General features: G+C 38.4%; 15 protein-coding genes and 1 pseudogene. 3 read left to right on the top strand and 13 right to left on the bottom strand.

Features of this window, described 5'->3' with window-relative positions; translation table 11 throughout:
• Nucleotides 1-10 precede the first annotated feature (10 nt).
• From ACTHRG_RS15275 to ACTHRG_RS15255, 5 genes are read right to left on the bottom strand one after another with little or no spacing between them, the layout of a single operon-like run.
• Nucleotides 11-1,015 carry an ABC transporter substrate-binding protein gene (locus tag ACTHRG_RS15275; RefSeq protein WP_163140539.1) on the bottom strand — a complete coding sequence of 335 codons (1,005 nt, stop codon included), beginning with the start codon at nt 1,013-1,015 and terminating at the stop codon, nt 11-13.
• Nucleotides 1,012-1,773, bottom strand: a complete 762-nt coding sequence (locus ACTHRG_RS15270; protein ID WP_163140541.1) for an ABC transporter permease — start codon at nt 1,771-1,773, stop codon at nt 1,012-1,014. Before ACTHRG_RS15270 ends, ACTHRG_RS15275 begins: the two co-directional genes overlap by 4 nt.
• On the bottom strand, nt 1,770-2,516 hold the full coding sequence (locus tag ACTHRG_RS15265; protein ID WP_440231545.1) for an ABC transporter ATP-binding protein: 747 nt from the start codon (nt 2,514-2,516) through the stop codon (nt 1,770-1,772). Before ACTHRG_RS15265 ends, ACTHRG_RS15270 begins: the two co-directional genes overlap by 4 nt.
• Nucleotides 2,517-2,527: 11 nt before the next feature.
• The gene (locus ACTHRG_RS15260; protein ID WP_440231544.1) at nt 2,528-3,979 is read right to left on the bottom strand and encodes an acyl-CoA reductase; all 1,452 of its coding nucleotides are present in this window, start codon (nt 3,977-3,979) and stop codon (nt 2,528-2,530) included.
• Entirely contained in the window at nt 3,976-5,058 is a 1,083-nt protein-coding gene (locus ACTHRG_RS15255; protein ID WP_163140547.1) for a LuxE/PaaK family acyltransferase, read from the bottom strand. Before ACTHRG_RS15255 ends, ACTHRG_RS15260 begins: the two co-directional genes overlap by 4 nt.
• A gap of 631 nt (nt 5,059-5,689) precedes the next feature.
• Here ACTHRG_RS15255 and ACTHRG_RS15250 point away from each other — a divergent pair.
• The gene (locus tag ACTHRG_RS15250) at nt 5,690-6,487 is read left to right on the top strand and encodes a carbonic anhydrase (protein ID WP_440231543.1); all 798 of its coding nucleotides are present in this window, start codon (nt 5,690-5,692) and stop codon (nt 6,485-6,487) included.
• Between the two features lie 196 nt (nt 6,488-6,683).
• A pseudogene (locus ACTHRG_RS15245) lies at nt 6,684-8,113 on the top strand (PLP-dependent aminotransferase family protein).
• A 134-nt stretch (nt 8,114-8,247) separates the two neighbouring features.
• Here ACTHRG_RS15245 and ACTHRG_RS15240 read toward each other — a convergent pair.
• The 6 genes from ACTHRG_RS15240 to ACTHRG_RS15215 form a co-directional block, all read right to left on the bottom strand.
• Entirely contained in the window at nt 8,248-8,463 is a 216-nt protein-coding gene (locus tag ACTHRG_RS15240; RefSeq protein WP_286167899.1) for a YfmQ family protein, read from the bottom strand.
• The gene (locus ACTHRG_RS15235) at nt 8,406-8,690 is read right to left on the bottom strand and encodes a YfmQ family protein (RefSeq protein WP_286167871.1); all 285 of its coding nucleotides are present in this window, start codon (nt 8,688-8,690) and stop codon (nt 8,406-8,408) included. The genes ACTHRG_RS15240 and ACTHRG_RS15235 overlap by 58 nt, the downstream gene beginning before the upstream one ends.
• A gap of 23 nt (nt 8,691-8,713) precedes the next feature.
• Nucleotides 8,714-8,905 (bottom strand): hypothetical protein, encoded by a 192-nt coding sequence (locus ACTHRG_RS15230; protein ID WP_163140551.1) that lies wholly within the window; start codon nt 8,903-8,905, stop codon nt 8,714-8,716.
• Between the two features lie 634 nt (nt 8,906-9,539).
• A complete protein-coding gene (locus ACTHRG_RS15225; RefSeq protein ID WP_440231541.1) occupies nt 9,540-11,147 on the bottom strand; it encodes an N-acyl-D-amino-acid deacylase family protein in 1,608 nt (535 codons plus the stop codon).
• Nucleotides 11,148-11,201: 54 nt separating this feature from the next.
• Nucleotides 11,202-12,698, bottom strand: a complete 1,497-nt coding sequence (gene panF / locus ACTHRG_RS15220) for a sodium/pantothenate symporter (RefSeq protein WP_019382205.1) — start codon at nt 12,696-12,698, stop codon at nt 11,202-11,204.
• An 11-nt stretch (nt 12,699-12,709) separates the two neighbouring features.
• Complete coding sequence (locus tag ACTHRG_RS15215; RefSeq protein ID WP_019382206.1) at nt 12,710-12,994, bottom strand: YhdT family protein; 285 nt, start codon at nt 12,992-12,994, stop codon at nt 12,710-12,712.
• A 479-nt stretch (nt 12,995-13,473) separates the two neighbouring features.
• Between ACTHRG_RS15215 and ACTHRG_RS15210 the strand changes: the two genes are divergently transcribed.
• Entirely contained in the window at nt 13,474-14,838 is a 1,365-nt protein-coding gene (locus ACTHRG_RS15210; RefSeq protein WP_076258501.1) for a D-serine ammonia-lyase, read from the top strand.
• A 103-nt stretch (nt 14,839-14,941) separates the two neighbouring features.
• Here ACTHRG_RS15210 and ACTHRG_RS15205 read toward each other — a convergent pair whose 3' ends face one another.
• Both ACTHRG_RS15205 and ACTHRG_RS15200 read right to left on the bottom strand, forming a co-directional pair.
• Nucleotides 14,942-15,802 carry a DUF421 domain-containing protein gene (locus tag ACTHRG_RS15205; protein WP_019382209.1) on the bottom strand — a complete coding sequence of 287 codons (861 nt, stop codon included), beginning with the start codon at nt 15,800-15,802 and terminating at the stop codon, nt 14,942-14,944.
• A 31-nt stretch (nt 15,803-15,833) separates the two neighbouring features.
• Entirely contained in the window at nt 15,834-16,040 is a 207-nt protein-coding gene (locus ACTHRG_RS15200) for a DUF1657 domain-containing protein (RefSeq protein ID WP_061791255.1), read from the bottom strand.
• Nucleotides 16,041-16,045: the final 5 nt, after the last annotated feature.

Below are 16,045 nucleotides of genomic sequence, written 5' to 3'. Positions count from 1 at the left end.
ATATCTCCTATTATTTTTTCGGAATAAGCTCCTCTGTTACAATATTCTTCATGTTCAGTGGGTTTTCAACCAATCCTAATCTTCTATAGGTATCTGCTGCCGCTTGTAACATGTCCATGTCAAAAGTGCCTAAGCCCCGTTCCTCAGTTGTTGCCGATACACTTGATTCGTTGCGAATCTTAATAATTTCCAGGTTATTGGCTTCGTTTTTCCCATCAATAGCATAGGCCGCCGCTAAAGAAGCTGCTTCATCCGGATTATTTATCATCCATTCAACACTATTTCTATAACCAATGATAAAGCTTTGTAAAAGCTCCTTTTTCTCCTGGTATGTTTCCTCTGTTACAACAAATACATCACTTGGAAAGTTTAGATAGTTCTTAACCTCCATGACGTTCACTTCACCCAGACTCTTCTGTTGGCCATTAAATAAACCAGTATCTGTAGCAGCTGTTGCGTCCACTTGTCCTTGCATTAATGGAGCAAAGTTTAAGATGCCTGTTTCAACAATCTTCACGTCTTCTTCTGTTAAGCCTGCCTCATGTAATAAAACTAATAAATTTTGTCTTGTCCCACTTGAAAGGCTGTAAACACCAATCGTTTTCCCTTTTAAGTCTTCTGGCTTCGTAATGTCTTTATCTTTTAATGAAACAATATTGAACACATTCTGAGGATAGATATTATAAATCACTCTTAGTTTTTCCCCTTTGTCTAAGGCAAAAAATAATGAGCCTGGATCAGTAAAAGCAATGTCGGCTTTTCCTGTGAGAATATTTTTAATTGCATCTCCCCCTCCTGCACCAGGAATAAAGGTCATGTTTAATCCTTGTTCTTTGAAAAACCCTTTCTTCTCCTCTACAAGCAGGTTTGTTTGTTCTGTAATCGGTTTGCTCCAGCTTGCTACTCGAATTAATTCCAGCGTTGCTTTCTCTTGTGTTGTACTAGTTGAATCTTGGTTACATGCTGTTAAGATTGTTAAAATTGCTATAATAAATGCCTTCATCATGGTCTTCATTTTCTATTCATTTTCTCCTTCTTTTTGGGCTTTATAAGCCATTTCTCTACCAGTCGCACACCTTCATAAAAAAACATCCCTAGCAGGGTGAGTAATATAAGGACAGCAAACATTAAGGGTGTATCCATCATCCCTTGTGATGCAATAATCATGGCTCCTAATCCTTCACTGCCTCCAATGAACTCCCCAACAACGGCTCCAACAACCGCTAATACTACCGCGACACGAAATCCAGCCAAAATACTAGGCAGCCCGGAGGGAAGTTTTAGATGAAGTAATGTTTGCCATCTTGTAGCATTTAAAACTCGAAATAATTCTTTTTTATTTGAATCAGTTTGCTTAATTGCCACGATAGTGTTTTCCAGAAGCGGAAAGAAGCATATAAGGGCGGTTATGACTACTTTTGATGTCATCCCAAAGCCAAACCACAAGATAAATAACGGGGCAAGTGCAAGCTTTGGCACAGCCTGACTGGCAATGACATAGGGAAGAATGATTCTTCTTAAGAATTCAATTTCTCCCAAGATCATACCCGCTATTAAACCTATTAGACTTCCAAAGAAAAGTCCTAAAATAACTTCTAAGGATGTCCTATAAAGATGCGGCAAGAGATACCCGGACACCATTCCATCCCAAAGTACAGATAAGACGACTGAAGGAGCAGGTAAAATAAGCTCTGACATCGTACCTGCGATAAGCTCCCATATGATCATTAGCAAGAGGAACAGTACGAATGAATAAAGTCTGTAGTTTTTCATCCTTCCCACCCATTCATGGCAGTTCGAATCTTTAAGCAATGCTCATTAAACGAGGAACTGTACCGATCAGAAGCTTGACGCGGCTTTGGCAGTGGTACGGTTAATTCTAAAATAATTTCTCCGTTCTTCATGACTGCAACCCGATCCGATAAATACACTGCCTCAGTTATATCATGAGTAATAAATAATACTGTCATTTTTTGATCATGACACAGTGATAATAAATCATCCTGCAGCTCTTCCCTTGTAATGGCATCAAGTGCAGCAAAAGGCTCGTCCAAAAATAACATTGAAGGATGATTAATCAAGGCTCGTGCTATAGCGACACGGCTTTGCTGGCCACCTGATAGTTCAGATGGATAATGGCCGTCACAATCCGTTAGCTTCATCATCCTTAATAATGTCTTGGCTCTCTCGCAATCTTCCGCTGTTCGCTTTCTTTTTAATGAAATGGGCAAAAGAATATTTTCAAGGACCGTCTTCCACTCCAGTAGTGTAGGTGCCTGAAAAACAAAGCCGATGTCAGATGAAGGTCCGGTTATTTTCTTATTTCCTAACGCAACTGCCCCCGTAGTGGGCTCTAGAAGTCCTGCTGCTACTTTCAATAAAGTTGTCTTCCCACAGCCGCTTCGTCCTAATAGGCTGTGAAATTCTCCCTTTTTAATCTCCCACGATGTATCATTTATTATATTTTTTTCTCCATCATAACTATAGGTTACGTTGTCAATGATTAAAAAACTCATAGTATTATCTCCTAATCTACATAAGAGGCAAGATTTTCTGAATATTCCTCCGCAAGGTGTTCAATATCCACCATATTTACTAAGTCCAGTAAATTAAAACGTCCATCATGATGCCATGCTGCTTCTGGGGCTGTCATATTTCCCAACCTTGTTATACGTGTTACTCCCACTCTTCCTAATAGCTCTGCGATTTCAAAGAGTTCTTTTGGTGACGCTGCGATCCCAGCCGTTTGCAGATACGATCTTGAGTTCTCGATATATGACGGGATATCAACTAACTCGTCCACTTCAACAACTCTGATGACTCGATTTAAACAGCTTGGTGTTAACTCATTTTCAGCTTTATCAAAAACGACCACCCAGGAATTATTTTGTTCACCAAGGATTTCTTTTTCTTGGTTAGTAAATAAACTGAACTCTTCCTTTTGTCTCCATTCAACAAGTTTTGCTGCTTCTTCTAATGAAAGACTTCTGCGAGGGTACCTCTTTTCAAAGCTTTCTAATTCATGGGCTAAATATCTGGCAAACTCTCTCGGTTCAATATTCCCGCCATTTTGCACATAAAAAACATGCGGAGAGTAACAGCCTTGTTGATCATACCGAATTACATCATATGCAGCATCCCGGACTGTTTTCCATACTTTACGAGAGTCAAGGCTAACCCTTGAAACAATACCAAAACTAATTTTATGACCAAATGGAAGGAAGCGGGTGGTAATGGGAACACGGCTTTTTATTGAATCCAGTGCTTGATTGCCGCCATAAGCAAGAACAATATCCGCATGCTGATATACACGCTTCTCCTTTTCTTCGTCACCGCCCTTCCACCAAATGACGGCTAAACAATCTGCAAGTTTTGGCTCAGCCTCGGCAATCATCTTTGCAAACCAGCCTGCAAATAAGGGTTCCGCACTCGGCAGCTTGCCAATGGTGCCAGATTTTACGATTAAACTTGATATGAGGCTCCAAAGTGGAAGAGCAGGAACATTCCCAGACCAGACTTGAACCGTAATATTTGCTCCTACAGCCTTAGAAAATCCTTTTTTGACTCTTGGCTGAAAGTCTTCTAATAGCAAAGGGTTTCCAAAATCCTCCGCAATAAAACGCTGCAAATTTTGCTTGCGAAAAGTTTTTAGATAATTTGTTAACCCAAGCCTAATTATTTCCTCGTTATAACCTGTTACAATTGGCAATAATTCTTCTGCCTTTTGCCGATAGGGGTTAGATCGATCCAGCAATTGCTCAATAACTTTATCAATGATTTCAATAATTTCTGTCACAGACAAAGATTTAAGTACCGAGGCAGCTGAAGCTTTTACCACATTAATAACCTGATCAAGCTGCTGTTGTGATAATAGTGGAACTTGTACGTCTAGCTTCCTGTCATTTCCTTCAAAGGTTAAGGTTTTATATTCTGGCTCCCCCTTGAGAGTGCTTGGAAGATAGCCTGCGATTTCCATCATTGAAATGACCCCTTTGCTGCCTGTATGAATTCATCTACAGCCATTGAGCATCCTTTTGCCTCTGCTCCTTGTGCCCGCCCTAATAATATAAATCCTTCCTCTTTCTCTGCACCGAGGTCCTCCGTTAAAATCGTTGTGACTGAATTAAAGTTTGCTAGATCACAATGAACCAGCACTCCTTTTTCTCCCTTCACAACCTCTTCCCCTGTTAATGGGTTTATCAGCCTTGTTCGTATCCAATGTGGACCTGATTTTACTGATGGTACTGTACTATTCCCATGATCATAAAATTGCGTACTCAATTCAGTCATTCCATACATATTGATACATTCCGACTTATCAACCCCTAACAATGTCGAAAGCTGGGTATAAAACGTCTCTAAATCCAGCTCCTTTGATTTATTCTTAAAGCCACCAGTATCTAGAATTCTACTTCCAGCTGGAAGGCGGAAGTATCTCCCCTTTGCTTGCAGCTCATCAAACAAGTGAACAAAACTAAAGGATGCACCAAGAAGCGCTATTGACTGACCCAATTCCTCAGCTTGCTCTAAGGCGAGCAATAAGGAATCAACCTTCAAGCCCCGTCCATCGACAAAATATTGGCTGTCATGTGTCCCATATTCCTTATATGCCAATGCTAGATAATGTGACAGAGAAGAATTGGGCATATTCTTTTCAGCGGGAAATAGGATACCCATTTTTATTTGTTTATGCTCCTTCATAAAACGAGCTTTAAAGTTTTTTAACATGGATTGATTGTATACCTCTAATGTTGGGTGGTAATGCTTCCCTCTAACCCCTTTCGTTGTTCCGCTTGTCATAAACACATCCTCTGCAGTTTCCGTATCCTCACAGCTTAGGGTGAGCTCCTTGAATGCATTTATGGGCACCGCAGGGATATCCTTCCAACTTTTGACCATCCTAGGTGTTTTCCCTTTCTGACGACAATACATTTGAAAAGGTTTGTTATTCGAATATTGGTACCGAAACAAATTTAATGCCAGGTCATTAAAGGCTTCATCAGAAAAATCTTCACTTCTCATAAAATGAAGAACACGGTCTACGATTTCATTTCTCATTTCGTCATACCCTCTTTTTTGAAATTATGTAAAGCTGAACATAAGAGCTTACTATATTTATTTGCTGGCCCTTTACTTTAGGAAAACAAAAAGAGCACTCTGCAGGCGCAAAGTGCTCATAGTTCCCCTAATCACATTCCCTACGCTGGCATTATCCAACAGGTTATCACGGTCAGCAACGGAATAGTTGCAATCTCAGCCAGTTTCCACCAGCCCCCGATATGTATTCAAATATTTTTAACCACCGTTTCTCACAGGAGATAATTATTTACCTTATCATTGGTCAAGATGTTATTCAAACTTATTAAACAAGTAGCATGATTTAATAAGAATAAATATTTTTCTTAAACGATGGATATTTTTCAGTATAGCATTGTTGAACAACATAAACCAATATGTTAGTATCCCGCCTTACTTATCTACCTAATTATATATATATCAATAATCATTGAATCATTCAACTAACATTATATAAAAAGGCACCAAGCAGGCATATTCTTATTCACTATTCACTTAATTTATACTGAAAAAATTAAGTAAAAAGACATGTTCCATTTTATTCTAAATTTTACAATAATAATAAGGGGAGAATTTCCTTTAGACGAAGACCTGTAATTTGAAAGGAGAGTATATGAAAAATAATTTATTTACAAAATTATTTCTTGGAACTGTCTTACTATTCATGACTGCCTGTACTTCTGCTACGCAAACTTCACCTGAGAAAAAGAATTCGGATAAAAGTGAGACTCATTGGTCTTACAATGGAGATACCGGTCCGGAACATTGGGGAAAAATCGATGCATTTTCTGCGTGCGCAGATGGTACAGAACAGTCACCAATCGACATTGAACAAACTAATGAACAGACCGATCAAGCATTAAGTGAAATTAAAATAAACTATAGCCCTACAGCTTTTACACTTATGAACAATGGCCATACTATACAAGCTAATGATACATCTGGCAGAAATAAGATAATAGTAAATGATGAAGAGTATACACTGAAGCAAATGCACTTTCATAATCCCAGTGAACACCAGCTTAACGGAAATAAGTTTGAGATGGAGGGACATTTAGTTCATCAAAACAAAGAAGGACAGTTGGCTGTTCTTGGATTTCTTATTCATACTGGAAATGAAAATAAAGTACTTGAAGAAATCTGGGCCGCACTTCCAAAAGAGAAAACGGAAAAGGATGTTATTTTGGACAAGTCTATAAACCTTGAAAACTTATTGCCAAAAGAGAGAAAACTCTTCAGCTATAGCGGGTCATTAACAACACCGCCTTGTTCTGAGGGAGTAAAATGGTTCGTCTTAGAGCAGCCGATTGAGCTGTCAAAAGAACAAATTAATGCATTTGGTTCTATTTTCCCTCATAATAGCAGGTCAATTCAGCCTCTCAATGAAAGAACAGTTTCTGAATTAGAGTGAAAAATTCACCTTGCACCGGTTAAAAGCCAGTAACATAAAATTCCACTCAAAAACTCATCAGTCTGCCCATTGGACGAGAATTTTTGGATAATGGTGTTTTCGGTAAAGCTAGTTGGCAGCTCCAGTCAATCCATCATTAAAAGAAAGGTGTTATATATCAAAAAAGGCCATTATTTTATGAAAAGGATTGTTTCAATTGGATTGGATACCTGACAGAAAGTCGAGAACACCTATTTATAAGCAGCTTGCTTTTTATCTTGAAAATGGGATTGCAGATGGCACTTTTCCCCCGATAAGCCGCTTCCCTCTGAAAGAGGATTGGCCAAACAGTTTAACATCAACAGGAGCACGGTTGTTGCGGCATATGATGAACTGGAGTCCAATGGAATCATCGAACGCAATCAGGGAAGCGGTACAACGATCAGCAAGGATATTTGGGGGATGACAAAGAGAAGGATTCCAAGCTGGAACAGATACATTGAAGCGGGCCCCTTTTTGCCTAATTTCTCTGTTACAAAAAGAATCCATAGGGAACTAACTGGGACCAAGCTGATTAACTTAGCCAGCGGGGAACTGTCTCAAGACCTTTTTCCCTTATCGTCCCTAAGAGAAATTACATCCAGCTGATCCTTTATTGGCCCTTTGGGATATGACCATCCCCAAGGGAATGAAATTCTTAGAGAAACTCTTGCTGCCCATGTAAAAACATTTCGGGACATTGAGGCTGAATCTTCTTCTATCCTGATTACCTCAGGGGCACAGCAAGCCTTGCATCTTGTGATTCAATGTCTCCTGAAACCGGGTGATGCTGTAGCGATCCAGGATCCTTCTTATCACTATAGCCTCCCCCTCTTTAAATCTGCCGGCATCAAAACCTATTACTTATAAACAGATAAGGATGGAATTGATCCGGACGATATCACTGCATTATATAAAAAACACCAAATTAAAATGATCTTTTTAAATCCTATATACCAAAATCCAACGGGTACATTATTACCTGAAAACCAACGAAGAAAAATCCTGGAACTATCTTCTAAATATGGCATTCCCATTGTGGAGGATGATCCATATAGCTTAACCTCTTTCACAGGTGAAAAAATGAAAACTCTTAAATCCCTTGATCAAAATGGAAATGTTCTATATATTAGCTCTCTGACAAAAATTGTTGCTTCTGGCCTAAGAATAGGCTGGATTATCGGACCGAAACCGGTAATTGAAAGATTGTCAGATGCAAAACAGCAGGACGATTTTGGACATGGAAGCTATTCTCAATGGATTGCCAATGATTTTATTGAATCCAGCAAATTTGAATCCCATATTAAGCATTTAGTGAAGCAATTAGATCATCGAAGCAAGCAGATTGATACAAGTCTGCAGACCTTTTTTCATGATCAAGTTGAATATAACGTCCCTGAAGGCGGTATACATCTATGCTTCAGAATCAAGAAGGATTTTAATGGATTAGATTACTCGAAGAATCCTATTAAGAGAGGCGTCATCTACGTTCCTGGCAGCTCAATGGGAACTGAGAAAGGATTTATCCGTTTTACATTTGCAAGGGAAAAAGAAGAAAACATTCATGAAGGTATTAAACGATTTGCTGAAGCCCTTGCATTCATATAGCAGCAATCAATTTTAAGGATGGCGTTTAGTTTATTGGAGTTAAAGGTAAATCACGCATGGATTCTTTTACCCATGCGTGATTCTATCTGGCCAATATTCGGTTGTATTATTTTTTATTCAGTGTTGTCTCTATACTATCTGCCCTGCACAGCCAAACGGCTATGCTGGAGTTCCTCGGAAATCAGGCTATAGACAACAACTTTTTTTCTGTATTGTTTTACCACATCAATTCGATCACTATAACTGTATACAATAATCCTGGGGTTTGTTTCCCCCCGCTTTACATCCATTATTACGGGCGTGCCGGCTTTCGATGGCGATAAAAAATTCTGTTCGTTCCCAGGATGGATATAGTGCTTCTTGATAAAAATTCTTCGTTAAATTGATTTATAAATTTAATTTTTTCCTCGCTTTCGAGAATCTTATCTCCAAAGGTAACGGTAACGTCCTCCTCTTTAAGCTTGGAATGTGTTTCAAATTTGCTGAGGAGCCAATTGACAGTACCCGTTGGCAGGCAGGTTATGACAATTTTTAATAAACTAACAAGTATAATTGGAATTAAAACAGCCCATGTCACTTCTCATCATCTCCCTTAGCTAATTAAGCCCGCCAAATATAGATTCCAAGTGAAGTGAGAGCAATAAATATAACCACCACATATATTAAAGTTAAATTTGCTGTATTTTTCTTAGCCGAATTTCCGTAGTCCTCGTCTGATTTGCCTGTCAGCACCAACGTAGAAACAACAGCAAGAATTAAGATCAATACCACTAAACCTAACATCACTTTCATTCAGCACACCTCTTCTTACTTCTGGATCGTTATTTTACTTAACTAAATGATAACTTACTTAAAGTATAAAATAACCATCCACTACAGCATAATTTTCCGTTTGAAAACCAGCCATCTTGCAAGTAAGGAGCTATATGATTACCCCCAATCCTAAATCTAAAGGAAGCCTCTAAAGACACATACAAGAAAAAGGACAAGATATTGACATTGCAATATTGCTGCACCTAGTAGATTTCTGAAGGATCCTTATACCCGTCTGGCTAATGCAGTGGACGCTCTACCGGGATTCCACGTAAATTTCAGTAGTTTTTTCTAACTAGATCGTGGATGTAATCTACCCTGCTTTTTTAAAAGGCTAGAAAATTGACGTTAGTCTTTTCTAGCCTTTTTATTTATTAACTTATTCTTAATACCATTTTTCCATAAATTTTTTCCAAATACAATTTCGGCTTCAGCTATTTCTTCTAATGGATATATTAATAGTCTTTTTCCCAATTACCTTCACTCTGCATTCTGCTCTGATCTCAGAGGATTTCATTTTGAATAACTTTAATTGAAAGGGAAAAAGACATCATTATCGTCAAGAATTCTTCAATTTGCAGATTTCCGGTAAGTGGCTAAATTCTGTAAATCTTTATACAGAAACATTCTCGGCATATACAGGTTCCCGCCTTAACACTTGACCAGCGGTTACCCCTAAGTACTTCCCATTTTCTGCAGCCAGCTGTCCGTTAACAATTACATAGTTAATACCTGAGGGCTCTTGTAACGGATCCTCATAAGTAGCATTGTCACGAATGGTTAGTGGATCAAAAATAACAATATCAGCCGTAAATCCTTCTTTTATTAACCCTCTTTTCTTTAGACGTAACAATTGAGCAGGAGCACCGGTCATTTTACGTATTGCCTGTTCAAGCGTAAGGGCATTATTGTCTCTTACAAAGTGCCCCAATACTCTCGGATACGTACCATATAAGCGAGGATGAGGTTTTCCTCCAAAAATGCCATCAGATCCTACAATTTGTAAGGGATGCTGTATTCCACCAGTAATTATTTCTTCATCACCCCAGTGTACAAGCATAGTAATTCCCGCACTTTCTTCAAGAAGAAGTTTGAATGCTGCATCGGCAGGTTCAACATTTAAGAGATTGGCAATTTCCACCATGTTCTTTCCTTCAGCCCACCGATTTTTATCCGTTGAGACGGATGTAAGCGTGATATTCTCCCACCCGCAATTCAATACCCAATTTTCATAATCGGAATTATGTTTTAAGTCCTCTTTTATGCGAGCTTGTACGCTAGGATCTTTTAGCTTTTCCAACAATTCTGCTGTACCGCCAGAATGCATCCAAGGTGGTAATATAGCATGAAAAACAGTAGACCCTGCTGTATATGGATATTGATCAAATGTTACTTCTATCCCTTCTGACCTCGCTTCATCCATTCTTACTAGAGCCTGTTCATACTTTGCTCGATTAATTTTCCCAGCAACCTTAAAGTGGGAAACATGCAGCCGTACCCCAGATTGTCTTGCTACATCAATAACTTCATCTAGCGCCTCTAGTGATTTGTTGCTTTCATTGCGAATATGAACCACAAAGCAACCATCGTACTTCGCTGCACCTTTGCAAATTTCAATTAATTCGTCTTTGCAGGAAAATACATTAGGAGGATAAACCAGGCCTGAAGACAACCCCACAGCTCCCTGTTTCATGCCTTCCTCGACAAGATCCCTCATTTTCTCCATTTCTTCTTTAGTAGCTTGCCGGCCATCAAATCCCATTACCAATGTACGTACAGCTCCATGAGGAACTAGATAAGCTGCATTGCCGGAAATTTTAGAATGATCCAAAAATTCAAGGTACTCTTCAATCGTATTCCATGGCCAATCTCCAATATCGCCGTTTAGCCCCTTTAATTGCTTTTGCCAAAGGGGTTTTGTTTGTTCAGATACAGGCGCTACAGATATCCCGTCCTGCCCAAATAATTCTGTTGTTACCCCTTGCAAAACCTTAATTTTATGAATCTCTGGTTTGGTACATAGAAGGTCCGAGTGTACATGTGTATCGATAAACCCTGGAGTGACAGCCATTTTTTCTGCATCGATAACTCGATTTGCACTTTTATTCTTCAAATCGCCAATTTTACGGATAATACCATCTTTAATCCCAATATCAGATTTTGTCCAAGGATTTTCTGTTCCGTCATAAATACGTCCATTTTTAATGATTAAATCAAACATAATTTTCCTCCTAAAATAATAGATTGATTTTTCTTATATGGATGGAATAAATGCTTACCCTATAGAAGTTTTCTTAATGTGAGGGTTTTCAACTTTTTTGTTTCCCCACATTTTGATGATAATTTGTTCAGATGGCCGAGGAGTTAAACAGCTGACAGCGATCATCAAAATTACGGATAGAGCTGTTGCAGTTACAATGGTTTGCATTCCAAAGGGATTCGGAAAAAGCTCACCAAGAATGATATAGCTGATTAACCCTGTATACATTGAGACAATAGCTCCCCATGCATTAGCTCTTTTCCAATAAAGACCGAATACAATGGGTGCAAAAAAGGTAGCTTCCAGTCCACCTATCGCATAAATTACTAAAAATTGCAGATAGTCTGGTGGTGTTAGAGCAAACAATACCACTCCTAGTCCAATAATCAGGGTAGAGAAATAAGATAACTTAGCTACTTTTCTTTCACTTGCTTTAGGATTGATGTAATTTAAATATATATCTTTTACAACAGAAGCACTCGTCACAAGTAGCATTGAGTTGACCGTTGACATAATAGCAGCTAGCGGAGCCGAAAGTACGAGTCCAGCAACCCATCCCGGCATTATATCTAATATTAATGTCGGCAATGCCATATCTGGTGCTGATAAATCCGGATATAAAACCCTTACAAACGGACCAAGAGTTGCAAAAAATATGGAAAACAACGCCATAATCATTCCACTATAGATTATGGACTTATGCATTGAATCAGTATTTTTGAAGGTCATTCCCCTAACTGAAGCATGTGGTAAACCAATGGCTGCGATGCCAAAAAGCATAAAGTAGGAAAAAAGCATTAATGGTGTTGCTCCTGACGGTCCTGGTAATTCTACCATTTCCGGGTGTTCAGCAACTAGCTTTCCTATTAGGCCACTAAATCCGTCCGTTTTAATTAAAAAGAAAATCCAAAGCAGCACTCCACCAAAAATCATAATGATGCCCTGAATAGCATCTGTTAATGCAACTGCTCTAAAACCACCGTATACAGTATACAGAACAACAGCTAGCCCAAAAATAAGTAATCCAGTTTTATAGGGTAAACCCGTTATTGATTCTAAAATGCGGGCTCCTCCTACAAATTGAGCTACCATATAGGCACTGATAAAAAGGATAACCCCGATAGAACTTCCCAGCACTACCGCTTTACTTTCATATCTTTCCTTGAAAAAATCCGTTAAAGTGACAGCATTAATTTTCCTTGCCACTATCGCAAACTTTTTCCCAAGAATCCCTAATATATATACACCCATTCCAACTTGTGTAAGGAGAATAAGCACCCAGCTAAATCCTGATGTATATGCCACCCCTGGAGAACCGATAAAAGTGCCGGCGCTTGCTGCCGAAGCTAAAATAGTGAAGGTCAGTACAAATGGTCCAAGAGATCGGCCTCCAATAAAATAATCCTCCTGAAAGTTTGCATTTTTAACCTTCATTTTCTTGTGAAGAACAATCCCGATTGCAAACGTAGCAATTAAAGTAAGAAATATCGGTATAAGAACATCCCATTTCATTGAGTGAGCACCTACCTTTCATCCTCAGCTTCAATCGACATATCCTTATAAAAGAACTTAATCATGAAATAAGGAAGGATACAAAAAATCGCTGTGCCCATAATCCCTCCCCAAAAGAACCAAGCAGGAAAACCAAGAATATAAGTCATTGAATCTGCGGTTTTGTTAAGCCCAAGCCATAACGATACACCCCCGACAAGAAGAATGTTTATTACAAATAAGCCTACCGTAGCCCACATTTCTCTCGTACATTGGGAATACCTGCTGTCCTCAATAAAATCATCTTGATCACTCACTAAACAATACCTCCTTTTGATGTTTTTACTTCATTTCAATATAAAAATTGACGTTACAACTTCATTTATCAGTATAAATACTCAATATATCATTAGTCAACATAATAATCTTAATCTTTTGATTATTATTAATAAATTGATTGTTAAGAAATATTTCCATGAATCTCATTTTTTCAACTGTAAAGTAGGCAATAAAAAACTTTTGTTGCTGATTTTTGCTTGACGATTTCCACCAATCCAAGGGTATAAACTTTAATCACAGTGTTCTTTTGCCCTCCTCATTAGCACTCATCACAATCGGAGTGTTACGAAAGACATTCTTATCAATAAAACCTTCAAATACAGATATGTTCTCGCTAATTTAACAGCTATTTGCTCCATTAAAATAATGTAAAATAAAAAGAAAAAATTGAAAGTATGATAAAATTTATAAAAATTCAGAAATATATTTCGCACAAAAAATCAGGAGGATAAAAAAGTTGAAAGACATTGAAAGAATAGAAATAAAAGCATGGAAAGACAAATATCCTTTACTGAATAAGCTCATATCGACAGAAGAGGTTTTTTGGATCAATCCTAATCTGGAAACGTTTCAAACTGGAATTAAAAAATCTCCCCTTACTCTAGAAGATGTAAAAGATGCAGAGGAAAGGCTGCAACGTTTTGCACCATTTATCTCTAAAGCTTTTCCTGAAACAAAAGAATCCAATGGTATCATAGAATCTCCTTTAGTGAGAATACCTTCAATGAAAAAATCCTTAGAGCAGAATTATCAGCAGCCTATTCCAGGAGAATTATTATTAAAATGCGATAGTCACCTTCCTATATCCGGATCTATTAAAGCAAGAGGCGGGATTTATGAAATTCTCAAGCATGCAGAAAAATTAGCGTTTCAACATCAATTGTTAACCATTCAAGATGATTATTCGATTTTAGATAGTGAAAAATTTCGAACATTTTTTTCACAATACTCAGTCGCAGTAGGCTCGACTGGAAACTTAGGACTTAGTATTGGCATCATAAGTGTAAAATTAGGTTTTAATGTTTCTGTTCATATGTCAGCTGATGCAAAACAGTGGAAAAAAGAATTGCTCAGAAGCAAAAATGTCAAAGTTATTGAATATGAAGCTGACTACAGTAAAGCGGTAGAAGAAGGCCGATCCCAGGCATATAGTGACCCAGCATGTTATTTTGTGGATGATGAAAATTCTCAAGACCTATTTTTAGGTTATGCAGTGGCTGCATCTCGATTGAAGCAGCAATTGGAAGAGTCAGGGATCATAATAGATAAAAATCACCCTTTATTTGTTTACCTTCCATGCGGAGTAGGCGGCGGTCCTGGAGGCGTAGCCTTTGGTTTAAAATTATTGTTTCAAGACAATGTTCACTGTTTTTTTGCAGAACCCACCCACTCGCCATGTATGCTGCTCGGCTTAATGACTGGCCTTCATGATAAAATTTCTGTACAAGATATTGGCATTGATAATCTTACAGACGCTGATGGGCTTGCTGTAGGGAGGCCATCGGGATTTGTTGGTAAAACTATAGAGCCGTTTCTAGGTGGAACTTATACTGTCAGCGATGAACTGCTTTATAAGTTATTAAAGGAACTAGTTGATACAGAGGGCATCCAGTTAGAACCTTCTGCACTAGCAGGACTGATTGGACCAAGTAAATTATGCAGTGAAGGTAAAGATTATTTACACATGCACGGTTTAACGGAAGCAATGAATAAGGGTACACATATTGTGTGGGCGACAGGCGGAAGCATGGTTCCTGAAAAAATGATGGCACAATATTATCAAAAAGGGCTGGAATTAGCATCGGGAAATAGAAGCAGATAACTTGACAATAATATAGGAAAACACCCCTTAGTCTGAAATCAAGCTAAGGGGTTAACTAATTAGTTTTAAAATAAATAGGTCCTGCTTTACTGTTAATGCATCATCATCCTTTTAAAATAGGCATCACTTTATCAATTGCTTTTTGCAGTTTTTCACTATTTTCACTATACATCTGCTTAGCTTCTTTTACTTCGGTTCCAAGAGCAAACAGCTCTAAGTCTGCTTGGCATTTTTTCAGGGTCGAAAGAATTAGGGCTCGATCCTGAGGTGATGGGACTTGTAATTGATCGTCAAACAGGTCTACTGTTAACTCTCCATAGGAGTTAACTTGTCCCAGAAACACATTTTCGACCGTTACACCAAGCTTATCTAATTCAGTGTATAACCAGGCCCGGCTTCGTCCGATCGTGGCAAGCGGTTCATCCATTATAACACCATCCATAATGACAGTCTGAGGCTCTTTGATTGGAGCAATCGCCAAGTTTAGATCCTTTGGTGTTAATGGCTGATTTTCTTTCTTTAGCATGACGGACAAATCTCCAGTCGGCTCTAATACGGCGAATTCTACATCCGCCACTTGATAAACATCCTTCCTGCGAAGCAGCTCCAGTAACTCATCTGTCGTGTATCTTTCCTTTTTCATGTTATCTTCCATGATTTTTCCGTCTTTTATAAAGATAGTTCCTGTACCTTCTACAAAATCACGAAACTTTTTACTTTTTAAGGAAAGTACACCAGAGATAAAGGGTATCGCTGCAAAGATAATAACTCCGATGATCCCGTGAAAAATGCTCCGTTCAAGCCCCATAGCAACCTCAGCACCTATACTCCCAATAGAAATACCAGTGACATATTCAAAGAAAGATAACTCTGATATTTGTTTCTTTCCTAACCATTTCGTAATAAAGAATAAAATTACAACAAATAAAATTGACCGTACGGCAATATCTAACCATGCAGGCACTGATTAACACCCCCAGCAAAAATAATATCTCTTAAAAACCTTTATACTGAAATTCTTCCCGTTCCATTTCACCTATTCGCTTTTTTAAATCCGTTACTACCTCATGGACACTCATCATGGTTTCATGGAGTGTACGCTTTGATTCAAAGTCTTGAGTCCTAAGTGCTAAGCTGGATAAATCGGCTTCTGCACCTTTAAGGCTGGCAAGAGTCTGTTTTACATTTGATGCAATCGTCATTTAAC

Origin of the sequence: Cytobacillus sp. SAFR-174 (assembly GCF_051964675.1) — a bacterium.
Lineage (GTDB): Bacteria > Bacillota > Bacilli > Bacillales > Cytobacillaceae > Cytobacillus.
This window is presented reverse-complemented; position numbering and strand designations above follow the sequence as displayed.

Coding starts and splice junctions, on each gene's coding strand:
- ACTHRG_RS15275 (WP_163140539.1), bottom strand. CDS start 1,015: ATGAAGACCATGATGAAGGCATTTATTATAGCAATTTTAACAATCTTA.
- ACTHRG_RS15255 (WP_163140547.1), bottom strand. CDS start 5,058: ATGAGAAATGAAATCGTAGACCGTGTTCTTCATTTTATGAGAAGTGAA.
- ACTHRG_RS15265 (WP_440231545.1), bottom strand. CDS start 2,516: ATGAGTTTTTTAATCATTGACAACGTAACCTATAGTTATGATGGAGAA.
- ACTHRG_RS15260 (WP_440231544.1), bottom strand. CDS start 3,979: ATGATGGAAATCGCAGGCTATCTTCCAAGCACTCTCAAGGGGGAGCCA.
- ACTHRG_RS15230 (WP_163140551.1), bottom strand. CDS start 8,905: ATGAAAGTGATGTTAGGTTTAGTGGTATTGATCTTAATTCTTGCTGTT.
- ACTHRG_RS15200 (WP_061791255.1), bottom strand. CDS start 16,040: ATGACGATTGCATCAAATGTAAAACAGACTCTTGCCAGCCTTAAAGGT.
- ACTHRG_RS15270 (WP_163140541.1), bottom strand. CDS start 1,773: ATGAAAAACTACAGACTTTATTCATTCGTACTGTTCCTCTTGCTAATG.
- ACTHRG_RS15225 (WP_440231541.1), bottom strand. CDS start 11,147: ATGTTTGATTTAATCATTAAAAATGGACGTATTTATGACGGAACAGAA.
- panF (WP_019382205.1), bottom strand. CDS start 12,698: ATGAAATGGGATGTTCTTATACCGATATTTCTTACTTTAATTGCTACG.
- ACTHRG_RS15250 (WP_440231543.1), top strand. CDS start 5,690: ATGAAAAATAATTTATTTACAAAATTATTTCTTGGAACTGTCTTACTA.